The 12,926-nt window shown below is 66.3% G+C and carries 14 protein-coding genes and 2 tRNA genes; 7 read left to right on the forward strand and 9 right to left on the reverse strand.

The genetic code is table 11. The annotated features are described in order from the left end of the window. From pgl to BW970_RS12640, 3 genes are all read right to left on the reverse strand, one after another. A complete protein-coding gene (pgl, locus tag BW970_RS12630) occupies positions 1–672 on the reverse strand; it encodes a 6-phosphogluconolactonase (RefSeq protein WP_076531888.1) in 672 nt (223 codons plus the stop codon). After that, positions 672–2,117, reverse strand: coding sequence for a glucose-6-phosphate dehydrogenase (gene zwf / locus BW970_RS12635; RefSeq protein ID WP_076531890.1), 1,446 nt, complete (start codon positions 2,115–2,117; stop codon positions 672–674). Before zwf ends, pgl begins: the two co-directional genes overlap by 1 nt. Positions 2,118–2,214: 97 nt before the next feature. Continuing rightward, positions 2,215–2,913 (reverse strand): MgtC/SapB family protein, encoded by a 699-nt coding sequence (locus BW970_RS12640; protein WP_200799293.1) that lies wholly within the window; start codon positions 2,911–2,913, stop codon positions 2,215–2,217. A gap of 468 nt (positions 2,914–3,381) precedes the next feature. On the opposite strand from BW970_RS12640, the gene dacB reads away from it, so the two are divergent. From dacB to BW970_RS12665, 5 genes are all read left to right on the forward strand, one after another. After that, positions 3,382–4,836 (forward strand): D-alanyl-D-alanine carboxypeptidase/D-alanyl-D-alanine endopeptidase, encoded by a 1,455-nt coding sequence (gene dacB / locus BW970_RS12645; RefSeq protein WP_076532327.1) that lies wholly within the window; start codon positions 3,382–3,384, stop codon positions 4,834–4,836. Between the two features lie 90 nt (positions 4,837–4,926). Beyond that, positions 4,927–6,183, forward strand: a complete 1,257-nt coding sequence (locus BW970_RS12650) for a Hint domain-containing protein (RefSeq protein ID WP_076531892.1) — start codon at positions 4,927–4,929, stop codon at positions 6,181–6,183. A gap of 85 nt (positions 6,184–6,268) precedes the next feature. Beyond that, positions 6,269–7,492, forward strand: a complete 1,224-nt coding sequence (locus tag BW970_RS12655; RefSeq protein WP_076531894.1) for an MFS transporter — start codon at positions 6,269–6,271, stop codon at positions 7,490–7,492. A 232-nt stretch (positions 7,493–7,724) separates the two neighbouring features. Further along, positions 7,725–7,799: transfer RNA gene (locus tag BW970_RS12660), tRNA-Gly, on the forward strand. A gap of 115 nt (positions 7,800–7,914) precedes the next feature. Then, positions 7,915–7,989: transfer RNA gene (locus BW970_RS12665), tRNA-Gly, on the forward strand. 131 nt (positions 7,990–8,120) lie between these two features. Here BW970_RS12665 and BW970_RS12670 read toward each other — a convergent pair. From BW970_RS12670 to BW970_RS12685, 4 genes are all read right to left on the reverse strand, one after another. Next, positions 8,121–8,639: a periplasmic heavy metal sensor gene (locus BW970_RS12670; protein WP_076531896.1), complete on the reverse strand. Its 519-nt coding sequence runs from the start codon at positions 8,637–8,639 to the stop codon at positions 8,121–8,123. Between the two features lie 3 nt (positions 8,640–8,642). Then, on the reverse strand, positions 8,643–9,038 hold the full coding sequence (locus BW970_RS12675; protein ID WP_076531898.1) for a hypothetical protein: 396 nt from the start codon (positions 9,036–9,038) through the stop codon (positions 8,643–8,645). Continuing rightward, positions 9,028–9,615, reverse strand: coding sequence for an RNA polymerase sigma factor (locus tag BW970_RS12680; protein ID WP_076531900.1), 588 nt, complete (start codon positions 9,613–9,615; stop codon positions 9,028–9,030). The genes BW970_RS12675 and BW970_RS12680 overlap by 11 nt, the downstream gene beginning before the upstream one ends. A gap of 135 nt (positions 9,616–9,750) precedes the next feature. Then, positions 9,751–10,341, reverse strand: coding sequence for an EF-hand domain-containing protein (locus tag BW970_RS12685; RefSeq protein ID WP_076531902.1), 591 nt, complete (start codon positions 10,339–10,341; stop codon positions 9,751–9,753). Between the two features lie 228 nt (positions 10,342–10,569). Between BW970_RS12685 and BW970_RS12690 the strand changes: the two genes are divergently transcribed. Then, positions 10,570–10,980 (forward strand): DUF983 domain-containing protein, encoded by a 411-nt coding sequence (locus tag BW970_RS12690; protein WP_076531904.1) that lies wholly within the window; start codon positions 10,570–10,572, stop codon positions 10,978–10,980. Between the two features lie 21 nt (positions 10,981–11,001). Then, entirely contained in the window at positions 11,002–11,694 is a 693-nt protein-coding gene (locus BW970_RS12695) for an NUDIX hydrolase (RefSeq protein ID WP_076531906.1), read from the forward strand. A 105-nt stretch (positions 11,695–11,799) separates the two neighbouring features. On the opposite strand, the gene BW970_RS12700 is transcribed toward BW970_RS12695, so the two are convergent. Both BW970_RS12700 and BW970_RS12705 read right to left on the reverse strand, forming a co-directional pair. Further along, positions 11,800–12,492, reverse strand: a complete 693-nt coding sequence (locus BW970_RS12700; RefSeq protein ID WP_076531908.1) for an HAD family hydrolase — start codon at positions 12,490–12,492, stop codon at positions 11,800–11,802. Between the two features lie 59 nt (positions 12,493–12,551). Continuing rightward, entirely contained in the window at positions 12,552–12,830 is a 279-nt protein-coding gene (locus tag BW970_RS12705; RefSeq protein WP_083701260.1) for a DUF3572 domain-containing protein, read from the reverse strand. Between the last annotated feature and the right edge of the window lie 96 nt (positions 12,831–12,926).

A 12,926-nucleotide genomic window follows, 5' to 3' on the forward strand; every position in this document is an offset into this window, starting at 1 on the left:
TCACTCCGCCCAATGAACTGTCGCGTTATCCAGCACCGCGCGCACTGGCGCAAGCTCCGGCGGCAAGCCCTGCGCACGTTCCAGCGCCGCGCGCTTGTCGGCGCCCAGAATGACAAGATGCAGGTTCATCGCCCCTTTCAAGACCCCTGCGCTCAGGGTGACACGGGGCTCGGGCGCCGCCGGGGCGGTCATGTCGATCACCGGCGGGGCGTCGGATGCAAGCGCCAGCTCAAGATGATCGGCTTCGGGAAACAGGCTGGCCGTATGCATGTCGGCGCCCATCCCCAGAACGGCAGTGGTCAACGGCAACAGCGCGGAAACGTCTGCCCCCAGTCGCGCGGCCGCTGCCGCAGGGTCCAGCGACGGCACATAAAGCGGCAACAGACGCGCGCCCGCGGCCGCGCCTTGCAGCAAACGGGACCGGATCAGGCGCGCATTGGATCTGGGGTCGGTTTCGGGAACCCATCGCTCGTCTGTGGGCAGAACCGTGACCTGCATCCAGTCGAGATCGACGTCGGACAGCAGGTCCAGCAACGGCCCCGGCGTGCTGCCGCCCGGCAAGGCAATGGTCGCCGTCCCCGCACCACGCAGGGCCTGGCCCAGTTCGCCGGCGATCTGGCTGGCCAATGCCAGAAACAGGGCCTCGGCATCGGGATATTCCCGGAATTCCATCAGCGGATCTCCCTCCAGCGGCGCCCGTCACGGTGCATCAGCATCAACGCCTCTTCGGGACCAGAAGTTCCCGGTTCGTAATCATGGGGTTTCTGGCCATCCCACAGATCTATGACCGGATCGGTCCAGGCCCAGGCCGCCTCCACTTCGTCGCCACGCATGAACAGGGTCTGGTTGCCGCGGATCACATCCATGATCAGGCGTTCATAGGCATCGGGCATATCGGCCCCCTCTGCCCCCAGCGCCTCGGCAAAGGACATGTCCAGCGGCACCTGCACAAGACGCATCCCGCCCGGACCCGGCTCTTTGATCATCACCTTGAGGTTCATCCCCTCGTCCGGTTGCAACCGGATCACCAGCACATTCTCGCGCCAGCCCTGTGCATCGTCAAAGATCGAATGCGGCGGCTCCTTGAAGGTGACAGCAATCTCGGACACACGCGCCCGCAACCGCTTGCCGGTGCGCAGGTAAAAGGGCGTCCCCTTCCAGCGCCAGTTGGAGATATGCGCCTGCAAGGCCACGAAACTTTCGGACTGGCTCTCGGGATTCTCGACATCTTCCAGATATCCCGGCTGACCGGCACCCGGCAGGTACTGGCCACGCACGATATTCTCGGCACGCACAGGATCCAGCGCCCGGATCACCTTGAGCTTTTCATCCCGCACCGCGTCCGGGTCGAAATGATAAGGCGGCTCCATCGCAATCAGGCACAGAAGCTGCATCATGTGGTTCTGAACCATATCGCGCATCGCGCCGGATTTGTCATAATAGGACGCCCGGCCAGCCACACCCACGGTTTCGGCCACCGTGATCTGCACATGATCGACATACTGCGCATTCCAAAGCGGCTCGAACAGAATGTTGGCAAAGCGCACCGCCATCAGGTTCTGCACGGTCTCTTTGCCAAGGTAATGGTCGATCCGGTAGATCTGCGCCTCTTGGAAATGCCGGGCAAGGGTGGCGTTCAGCGCGCGCGCCGTCTCCAGATCCGAGCCGAAGGGCTTTTCCACCACGACACGGCTGGCATCATCCGCGATGGCATGTTGTTTCAGACGTTCGGCCAGCGACCCGAACAATGCGGGGGCCACAGAGAAATAGAAGGCGCGCACCACACCATCGCGCATCAGCGCCGCAAGCTCGCGCCAACCCGTCTGGCCCTCGGCATCAACCGCCACATACTCCAGCCGCGCCAGAAATGCCGCCTCTGCCGCGGCATCGCGCTTGTCATCGGCCACGAATTCGTCAATTGCCTGCGCGGCGAACGCGCGGAACGCGCCGGGCGTCATCGCACTGCGTGCCGCGCCGATCAGACGGCTGCCCTCGGGGATCTGCCCCGCCAGCCAGCGCCGATACAGCCCCGGCAAAATCTTGCGCCGGGCCAGATCGCCCGTTGCCCCGAAAACGACCAGATCGAACGGCTCGACCGGAATAACGCGCGAGACCATGGACCCTCCGCCGGCGCTTGCATCATGGCAGGCGGCACAGGCCACGCTGCAATCGACCCCACCTTAGCACCGTGTCACGACAGCAGAAAGAAAGCGTTCAGCCATCGTCAAGCGCCTCCCACCGGACCCGCGAAAAGCCGGGCTCTGCCGCCAGCCTGTGCACCGCCTGTTCCAGCGTCGCGTCCGTCACCCCTTCGCCTGTGACGGTTGCGGCCAGCGTCACCTGCTGCCCGGCGGTGTCGCGGCTCATCTCGATTTCGCTCAGATGCAGCCCACCCAAGGACAAGGTGCGCAACATCAGACTGCGCGCCCCGCCTTCCATCGGTTCGGGAACAGAGACGGCAACCCGGTATGCCCGCCCCAACGGGACACGCGCCTGAATCCGCCGCTTCATCCATTGCACCAAGGGGCGCAGACCAAAGTTGACGAACACCACCATGCCCGTCGCCACCAGCGCAAAGGGCCAGTGCCCGCCCCCTGCAAGAAGCCCGACCGCCGCCGAACACCACAGCGTGGCCGCCGTGGTCAGCCCGTGCACGTTGAACCCGTCACGAAAGATGATACCGGCGCCCAGAAATCCGATGCCGCTGACCACCTGCGCCGCGATCCGGCTGGGGCTCATATCGCCCTCGACCAGCAATGACAGCACCATATAGGCCGCAGCCCCCAAGGCCACCAGGGCATTGGTCCGCAACCCGGCCTTGCGTTGACGGATCTGGCGCTCGGCACCGATCAGCGCCCCACAGCCAAGCGCAATGCCCATATTCATGGATGCAACGACCAAACTTACTGCCAACAGCACCTCCTCGGGCCAAGGTTGCCAGATCATCCGGCCCGCGCGCCGAATGCCAGAGTTGTAAGGTGCACGATACAGCACAAATTTCAACGTAAGTCATTGAGTCGTATGGACCAGGACGAATCGCCCCGCAAACCGGGGCACGGTAGGGTGGCAACAGGACATCGACGAGGCCCGGACCAGCCGTCTCCCTCGCAGTCGGGGCGCACGAATTCGACCCGTTGCAGCGGCGGTGCCACGCCCTTTGGCACAGAGACCCGGATCAGCGCAAAGGCACCCGTCCCCCCCAGGCCTGCGCCGCCCTGCCGGATCATCACAGGCTGCGCAAACCGTTGCCGGACGGGGGTTGCGCAGGCGGTCAGGGCTGCGGCAAGATCGCCGCAGAACCACGCGGGGGCGACAGGCCGCCGTGACAGGCCGGGGGGCAGCAGAGCGGTGCAAGGTGAGTTCGGGTCTGGCAGGAACCATATCGGGCGCCGTTTCGTACTGGCGGGGCTGCTAGCAGGGGCAGTCGTGCCGGCCTGGGCCAATGCCCCCAGCCACGCACCGCGCCCCAGACCGCGCCCCGGCGTCCCGGCAAGCCCAGCTGCCAGCGCGGCCGGGGTGCGCCCCACCGCCCCTGCCGCTGATGTCCTGATAGACAAGGCCCGGCTGGGGGGGCGTGTCAGCTATGCCGTGCTGGACGGTCGCAGCGGCGCGTTGCTGGAGGGGCATGGCGAGTCGCTCGCACAGCCCCCCGCTTCGGTCGCCAAGGCCATCACCGCACTTTACGCGCTCGCGCGTCTGGGCCAGGAGTTCCGCTTTGTCACCCGCGTGGTCGCAACCGGGCCGGTGCAGGGGGGCGTGGTGCAGGGCGACCTGATCCTGCTGGGCGCCGGCGACCCGACGCTGGACACCGATCAGCTGGGGGATCTTGCGGCCAGCCTTAAGGCAAAGGGAATACGCGGCGTGCGCGGGCGCTTTCTGGTCAATGCCACAGCCCTGCCCGGCATCGACCAGATTGACCCGGACCAACCCGCACATGTGGGCTATAATCCCGCGATCTCGGGGCTCAACCTGAACTTCAATCGCGTGCATTTCGAATGGAAGCGCGGCAAGTCCGGCTGGCAGATCGGCATGGATGCCCGCGGGCAGCGTTTTGCCCCCGCTGTGCGCATGGCGCGCGCCCGGATTGTCGAACGGAACGCCCCGCTGTTCACCTATGACCTCACCGACGGGCAGGAGCGTTGGACCGTCGCCTCGTCCAGCCTCGGCAAGGGGGGCAGCCGGTGGTTGCCGGTGCGTCAACCCGAACGCTATGCTGGCGAAGTGTTCCAGACCCTGTGCGCGGCCCAGGGCATTGCCCTGCCCGATCCGCACCGCGTCGGCGGCGTCTCTGGCGGCACTGTGCTGGCCCATGTTGCCAGTCCGCCCTTGCCCGAAATGCTGCGCGGCATGTTGCGCCACTCTACCAACATTACCGCCGAGGCGATCGGCCTCGCCGCATCAGGGGCCGGAAGCCTGCGCGCCTCTGGCAGGGCCATGTCCGACTGGCTGCAAGCGACGCACGGGGTGGAGGCCAGCTTTGTCGATCATTCGGGGCTGGGGGGAAATTCGCGCATCTCTGCGGCAGGAATGGCCGCTGCGCTTGTGCGCGTGCCGGGCCTTGCCAGTCTGATGCGCCCCTTTCCCACCGGCACCAAGGGCAAGGGGCCGCAGGCCCTGGCCAAGACAGGCACGTTGAATTTCGTCTCGGGGCTGGCAGGCTATGTGTCCGGTGGGCGCCCGCTGGTCTTTGCCATTTTCGCCGCCGACACCGCCCGGCGCGAGCGGCTGAGCGGCGCAGAGCGCGAACGCCCCGCAGGCGGACCGGAATGGACACGCCGCGCCCGCACCCTGCAAGGACAGTTGATCGACCGCTGGGTGACGCTGTATCCGGGCTGATCCGCCCTATTTTTGCCACATTCTGCCCGATAGTGTTGTGCGATCCGGCAACAAGACCGGCCTTGGCATCGAGCAGAAACGGCCAGACACATGGCGACGATCAACACCGGACTGGGTGGCCCCCAAGACGTGGGTGAGGGCAGTTTTCGTGGCTCGCCACTGACTGCGGGCAACTATGATGACGGATCCGTGCGTGTCGACATTACTTCGGTCTTCGGGCCCGAGGGTATCAACTATTTCGGCACCAATTATACCTCGCTGTACATCAACACCAACGGGCTGATCACCTTCGACGGGCCGGTCACAAGCTATACGCCGTCGAACATCGCAGATCTGGGCTATCCGGCAATCGCGCCCTATTGGACCGATATCAACGTGACCTCGGGCACGGCGACCGGAACGAACAACATCTATTGGGATCTCGATCCGTCCACAGGCCGCGTGACCATCACCTGGCTGGGGGTGCGCGCTTATCAGAACCCCAGCAGCCAGGGCACCAACACCTTTCAGGTGGTCTTGCAGCACACGAGCGACGGCAATTTCGAACTGGAATTCATCTATCAACAGATCCAGTGGACCAACGGATACACCGGCGTCGCACAGGTTGGCATGACCGATGGCGGGGCAAATGACTATGTGCTGCCGGGGTCGGGGAATTCCGCCGCGCTGATGCAGTATCCCAACAACGATTTCGCCACCAACGATCCCGACGGGGTGTATTCGATCCGTTTCAACAACGGCACGCCGGTGTGTTTTGCGGCGGGAACGCGGATTGCCACGCCAGCGGGCTGGCGCCTGGTCGAAGACCTGCGGGCAGGCGATCTGGTCGATACGCTTGATGACGGCCCTTGCCGTGTCCTGTGGTGCGGAGGGGCTGCCGCGCTGGCCGTTGGGCCGGCCCAGCCGGTGCGGATTCGCGCCGGTGCGCTGGGAAACGCGCGCGACCTGCTGGTGTCGCGCCAGCATCTGCTGCTGATGGATGGCCCCGACGTGGAGTTGCTGTTCGGTGAGTCGCAGGTGCTTGCCGCCGCAAAGGATCTGCTGAATGGCGCCGACATCGTGCCAGAGATCGGCGCCCGGCTGATCTGCTATCATCACATCCTGCTGGACCGGCACCATGTGCTCAATGCCGAAGGCGCCCAGGCCGAAAGCCTGCACCCCGGCCCGGTCAGTCTGGCGGCGCTGGGGCATACGCTGTCGGCCAGCCTTGCAATGGCGCTGCCGCCGCACCGCCTGACCGCCCTTGCCGTGCAACCCGCCGCCCGCCGGGTTCTGAAGGCGCACGAGGCCGCTGTGCTGGCCGCCATGCGCCTACGCCCTGCGGGGCGCACCGCCCTGGCCGCCTGAACCGGCACAGCGACCCGCCTTGTCCTGATCGGGCAGGTGTGCGGACACACTTGCAGCTTCGCGCATATGAGCCTAGCACTTGCGCATGACCGTGTTAGCCGCCCCCCCCGCCCCCGACGACCGGCTTGCCCGGCGCAATGTCTTCGTTCTGGTCGCTGCGCAGGCGATCCTTGGCGCGCAGATGCCGATGATCTTTACCATCGCAGGGCTTGCCGGCCAGTCGCTGGCGTCAAACCCGTGTTGGGCGACGCTGCCGATTTCCGCCACCGTGCTGGGTTCCATGCTGTCGGCGACGCCGCTTTCCGCATTGATGCAGCGGCACGGGCGGCGGGCCGGATTCGTTGCCGGCGCGGTCGGCGGAATGGTCGGTGCGGCAATCGGGGCGTTTGCGCTGTATATCGGCAACTTCCCGTTGTTCGTGCTCGGCGCCCTGTTCACCGGCATGTATATGAGCGCGCAGGGCTTTTATCGCTTTGCTGCAGCCGATACCGCATCCGAGGATTTCCGGCCAAAGGCGATTTCCTGGGTGATGGCGGGCGGTCTGCTGTCCGCGATCATTGGCCCGCAGTTGGTCAAGATCACGGCCGATGCCTTTGTGTTTCCATTCCTTGGCACCTATCTGGCGGTCATCGCGCTGAACGCGGTCGGCATGTTCCTGTTTGCCGGATTGCGCATTCCTACCCCGCAGCCCCCGTCGGCCGACACGCCACGGGGCCGCACCCGGATGGAATTGCTGCGCACCCCGGTGATCGCCGTCGCGGTGATCTGTGCCACCGTATCCTATGCGCTGATGAACCTCGTGATGACCTCGTCGCCGCTGGCGGTAGTGGGCTGCGGGTTCGAGACCGGCGATGCGGCAAATGTCGTCACTGCGCACGTGCTGGCGATGTATGCCCCGTCGTTCATCACCGGCCACATCATCGCCAGATTCGGCGCCGACAAGGTGGTTGCCATGGGTCTGGCAATTCTGGCCGGTGCAGGCGCAGTAGCCCTGACCGGGGTCGAGCTGGAGAAATTCTTCATCGCCCTGATCCTGCTTGGCGTTGGCTGGAACTTCGGCTTCATCGGGGCCACCACCATGCTTGCCTCCTCCTACGCTCCGCATGAACGTGGGCGGATGCAGGGGCTGAACGACCTGATCGTGTTCGGCGGCGTGACGCTGGCCTCGCTGTCGTCGGGCGGCCTGATGAACTGCTCGGGCGGCTCGGTCCAGTCGGGGTGGGAGGCGGTGAACATCGCCATGGTGCCATTCCTGGTCCTGTCGGGCGGCGCGCTGATCTGGCTGATGGCGCGGCCCAAGGCCGCGTGACGCCCCTGGCGCCGCGCCTTGCGCCGCAGGCAACGGCGGCGGCGCGGGGCAATGCGCAGGGCCGACGCAGGACCGGGCACGGGCGGCCCCGTCCTGCACCACAAGGCGCGGCTTTCCCTTTTGTCAGAACAGGTTGAGCCGCCTGGGCACGCATTCGCCAGCCAGAGCGAAAAATACCTCTGCCCCCTCTTGCCATGCCACGAGGGTTCGGCTAAGTCCCCATCCACGGAGTGCGGGCGTAGCTCAGGGGTAGAGCATAACCTTGCCAAGGTTAGGGTCGGGCGTTCGAATCGCCTCGCCCGCTCCAAATACGAAACGGGCGCCTTCGGGCGCCCGTTCGCATTTCAGCGCCTTTGCAACAATTCCGCAAAGAACCCCCTTGCGCCCTGCGGTGGCTTCGGCTAATTCCCCATCCACGGAGTGCGGGCGTAGCTCAGGGGTAGAGCATAACCTTGCCAAGGTTAGGGTCGGGCGTTCGAATCGCCTCGCCCGCTCCAAATACGAAACGGGCGCCTTCGGGCGCCCGTTCGCGTATCTGGTGGCCTCATCTGCCGTCTGGTCCAGCCCTGGTGCCGCGGGGTGGCCTGCGCAGCCTGCCGACCGCGCAGTGCCGTCCCTGACTGGACCGCTAATCCTTGGGCCGCTCCCGGCTGCGATCCTTGTCGCCTTCCCGGCCATGTTTGCGGGATCGCTCCAGCCGGTCGGCAAAGGCGTGACGCTGCTCTGGCGTCATGGCAAGGATATGCTCGCGGATCAGATGCTCTCCCAGGACCATCCGATCGGTTGCGCGGGCGTTCATTCGGGCCGTGATCGCATCCAGCGCCGCAGCCTCAAAGGGATCCGCCCGCAGCGCGGTCAGCAATGCGTCACGGTCGGCGCGATCCGCACGCCAGTCTGCACGAAAGTCGCGGCCCGTCGCGGCGAAAGCCTCGCGCAGGGCCTTGTAATCCGAACGTTCCAACCCTCCGGCCCAGGGGCCAAAACCGATGCTGCGCGGCGGCGCAGGCAAATCTCCGCCCGCATGGCGCAAGGCGACACCCGCCACGACGCCAACGATCAGAAGGTTCAGCGTCAACGATGCGATCAAAAGCCAACGCAGGCGACGCGACCGGGGCGGGCTGGGGGTTTTCGGGGCAGGTTCGGTCATGGTTCAGCCTTCGGGCACAGTTTCAGGGGCCACCAGATCGGCCCATTGTTCGATATCGGCAGGATAGAGTTCGACGGCCTCGGCCGAAGACAGCGACAAGGCCACCCCCAGATCCACCGGCTGGACAAAGCCGATCCAGATCCCGGCCAGACCCGCCGCCGCCAGACCGGCCACCGCGCCGCGCCCGCCCAGCATCTCCAGCAGCGCCACGACCCAGCCACGGCGCTGCGGGGCCGGCGCCACCGCGCGGGGCGGCATCGCGGGCCGGTGCGCGGCCGCATCGGCCAGAACGCGACGCATCAGCGCATCGGGCACCGGGGGTTCTGCCGCGCGGGCAGCGGCGAACAGGGCAGTCAGCCCGGCATCATCGGCCTCGGAACGGACAGGATCAGTCGTCATGGTCATACCCCAGGGTTTCGCGCTGCCCCGACAGCCGGGCAGCAAGAGCGCGTTTGCCACGCGCAGTCAGGCTTTCGACGGCCTCGACACCGATCCCCATGATCTCGGCAATCTGGGGATTCGACAGACCTTCCAGATGGCGCAGCACCACCGCCTGCCGCTGGCGTTCAGGCAGCGCCGCCAGCGCGGTTTCCAATGCCGCAGCGCGATCGGCCTCGACCATCGCGCTGTAGACCGAAGGTGCCGCGTCCTCTGGCTCTGGCACCGCATCCAGCGCCACGCCACGACGGCGGCGCAGGCGGTCGGTGCACAGATTGGCCACCACCCGCCACAACCAGGTGGATACCTGTGCCTCGCCGGTGCGCCACTCCGGCGCAATGCGCCATAGCCGCAGCATTGCCTCTTGCGCCACATCTTCGGCCTCGTCGCCATCGCCCAGCATCCGGCGCCCATAGGCCAGCATCCGTGGCAGGAATCGCCGCGCCAGTTCCCGCGCGGCCTGGCTGTCGCCATTGGCATACAACCGCAGCAGCGCCTCTTCCGGGGCCTCCGCCAGCGACGAATCGAGGGCCATCATGCGCGCTCCGGGCGGCGGACGACCGACAGGGACAGGGGTTCGGGCATCGTAGGGCACGGTCTACCGGCTGGTTCGGGGACAGGCTAGGCGAGGTGCCGGGCACAGGCAAGCCGCCCCTGCCCGGCACCATGGACGTCAGTCCTGCGGCGCAGGCGACCGGGCGCCCGGCCCCTCGCCGCGCGGGCCCTTGCCCTGCCGTCCTTCGCCATGCGGTCCCTTGCCGCGCGGCCCATCGGCACGCATCTTCTGCATCCGCTCTGCCGCCCGGTCATACTCGGCCTTGCTGATGGCGCCGTCATCGTCGCGGTCCACGCGATCGAACATCCGCTCGATGCCCTGCGACCCGGCCATGCGCCCCGCCAGAGCCTCGGCCGCCGAGATCCGACCGTCCTTGTCGGCATCCAGTGCGGTGAACATCCGTTCCGCCATGGCCTCGGCACGCTGGCGGGCCTGTTCCCCGGCGCGGGTCTTCATTTCGTCCAGCGTGATGAAACCGTCGCTGTCGGGATCCATCGCCTGGATACGCTCCAGCCGCTTTGCCTCGATTTCCTCGCGGGTGATCTTTCCATCGCCATCCACATCCAGATCCTCGAAGGCAGGCATCATCATGCGCGGGCCATTGCCCTGCCCCTGCGCGCGGTCACCATGCGGCCACGCCTGCGCAGCACCTGCGGCCAACGCCAGCGCCAGCACCGAAGCCACGGTCAAAGTTGTCTTGCGGGTCATCGTTGTCTCCTAGCTCATCGGGCATCGGCCCTTTGATGCAGGTTTCACGGGCGACTTGCCTGCTTCCGTCGCATTTCCGGCACGAAACCTGCACATCACGGGCTTGTGTTCCCCGACCGCGACCGGCAAGGCTGCTTGCGGCCCCTTGTCGCAACTGGCCGCACCCCCTTTCTTTAGATGAATCGGGAAGGCATATTCCGGGTTTCAGCCCTTCGGAGCGCATCGACCATGACTTCCACCGCACAGGCCGCCCCCATGGAGATTCTCGACGATGACCGCCCGATGCGGCCGGCGATGCTGCGGGGCTGGCGTCGGCGCTGCCCGGCCTGCGGATCCGGGCCGATGCTCCAGGGCTATCTGAAGGTGCGCGACCATTGCCCGGTCTGTGACGAGGCCTTGCACCACCACCGGGCGGACGACGGCCCCGCCTATCTGACCATCGTGGTGGTCGGAAAACTTCTGACGCCACTGATCTTCTGGGTGTTCACCGCCTTCCGTCCCGAGCCTCTCGTCATGGCAGTGGCATTTTCCATCGCCGCAGTGGCACTTTCGCTCTACCTTCTCCCACGGCTCAAGGGCATGTTGGTGGCGATTCAGTGGTCGCGGCGGATGCATGGGTTCGGACCTTCCGCCGACTGACCGGCGCTTGGGAGGAACCGTATGTCAGACGAAAATCAGCCGATCCGCGACGCGGCCACGGTGATCTTGGCCCGAGAAGGGCGCGAAGGCCCCGAGGTGCTGATGGGACAGCGCGGGGCCAAGGCCGCCTTCATGCCGAACAAATTCGTATTTCCCGGCGGCGGCGTTGACGATGCCGACCGGGATGTTCCGCTCGCCTCGCCTCTGGCCGCGAATTGCGCCCGGCGGCTCGAGGCATTTCCCCAATCCGGCGCCCTGCCCGGCCTCACCGCGCAAACGCTCGCCGTGACCGCGATCCGGGAGTTGTGGGAAGAGACCGGCCTGCCCCTTGCCAAACCCGCCCCCTGGCCCGGCCAACCGGCGGACGACTGGGTGGAACTGGCCGATCGCGGGTTGATGCCGGATCCCGGCCCACTGCGCTATGTGTTCCGCGCGATCACACCGCCCGGACGCACCCGGCGGTTTGACGCCCGGTTCTTTCTGGCGGATGTGACGGGCGTTGTCGGCGATCCCGATGATTTTTCCTTTGCGCAGGACGAACTTGCCCATCTGCAATGGGTTCCGCTGCGCCGCGCCCGCGGCTTCGACCTGCCGTTCATCACCGAAGTTGTCATCGCCGAGGTGGCCCGCCAGATGGAACAGGGCGGCAATGTCGAAAGCGTGCCGTTCTTTGACAACTCCGGCCCCGTGCCGATGTTTCGTCGCATCGACTGATCTTTTTAGCGCCGCAAGACGCGGCGCCCCGGTCACCACCCGGCGCATTCCTGCGGGACGGTCCGGGAGGGCAGACAACCCTCCCCGCCCCAGCCTCGCGCGCATTCAGGCGAGTTCGTCCAGCCAGGCCGGCAGACCGCCGATGTCCCGCAGCACCGCGTCGGCGTGGTCCTGCAACTCGGGCGCCAGGGCAATGCCTGTCAGCACCCCTACCTTACGCATCCGCGCGCGTTCCCCAGCCAGCAGATCGTGCAGGCTGTCCCCGACCATGACCACCCGCTCGGGGTCAAGCGCCACCGCCTCGCAGAACGCCAGCAGCTGGCCAGGCCCCGGCTTTGCACCATAGCCGGAATCACAGCCCGCGACGAAATCGAACAGATCGGCAATATCCGACCGATGCAGATGCGCGCGGGCCGGAGCCTCGGCATCGTTGGTGACCAGCCCCAGCCGGAGCCCCCGGTCGCGCAAGCCGGTCAGCAGCGGGCGCAATGGCACGGCCTCGGCCAATGGCACCTCGGCCGCAAGCAGGTTCATGCGTGCCACCAGGCCGTCCTGCCGCGCCCCCGGCAAATGCGGAACCAACAGCGAGGCAATCTCTGGCGGCGTGCCGGCAATCACCGGGCTGTCCCAGGCGAACTCGCGTGTCGCAAGGTCAAATCCGATTGCTGCGCCCAGACTCTCGGCTCGCTGCATGTCCCCGTTCGCCAGGTCGATCAGCAGGCGTTCGGCCCACGCGGCCCAGGTCGCGCGGAAATCGAACAGCGTTCCGTCCTTGTCAAAGATGATGCCGCCGATCATGCCGTTCCCCCTTTGGCTGCGCGGCTACCCTGCCCGTCGCCGCAGGGTATCGCAAGGGGTCAGGTCCAGTGAGGATGCTGACCACCGGGCAGGGCCGCGCGCGCCTCGGCAACTTCGGCCGGATGCAGCCCCGCCGCCTCGGCAAAGCCGATCACCCAGCGATCTTCCTGCAACAGGAAATCCAGGACTGCCCCCAGGAATGCCGGTTCCGCAGCCTGCGCCCGCACACCTGCCATGTCGGCCCCTGTCGCGGCCAGGAATGCCCCGATCAGATCATCCTCTGCCGCCAGATGCGCCAGCGCCTGCAATCCGACCATTTCCGCCCTGTCTTGCCTCATATGCCCCTCGATCGCCCGGTGTCCCGCGTGCTGCCCCAAGGGAAACCGGGGCGGGCAGAGGCGGCGAAACCATTTATTAACCATTGAGGAGGAAGC

Origin of the sequence: Gemmobacter megaterium (assembly GCF_900156815.1) — a bacterium.
Classification (GTDB): Bacteria; Pseudomonadota; Alphaproteobacteria; order Rhodobacterales; family Rhodobacteraceae; genus Wagnerdoeblera; species Wagnerdoeblera megaterium.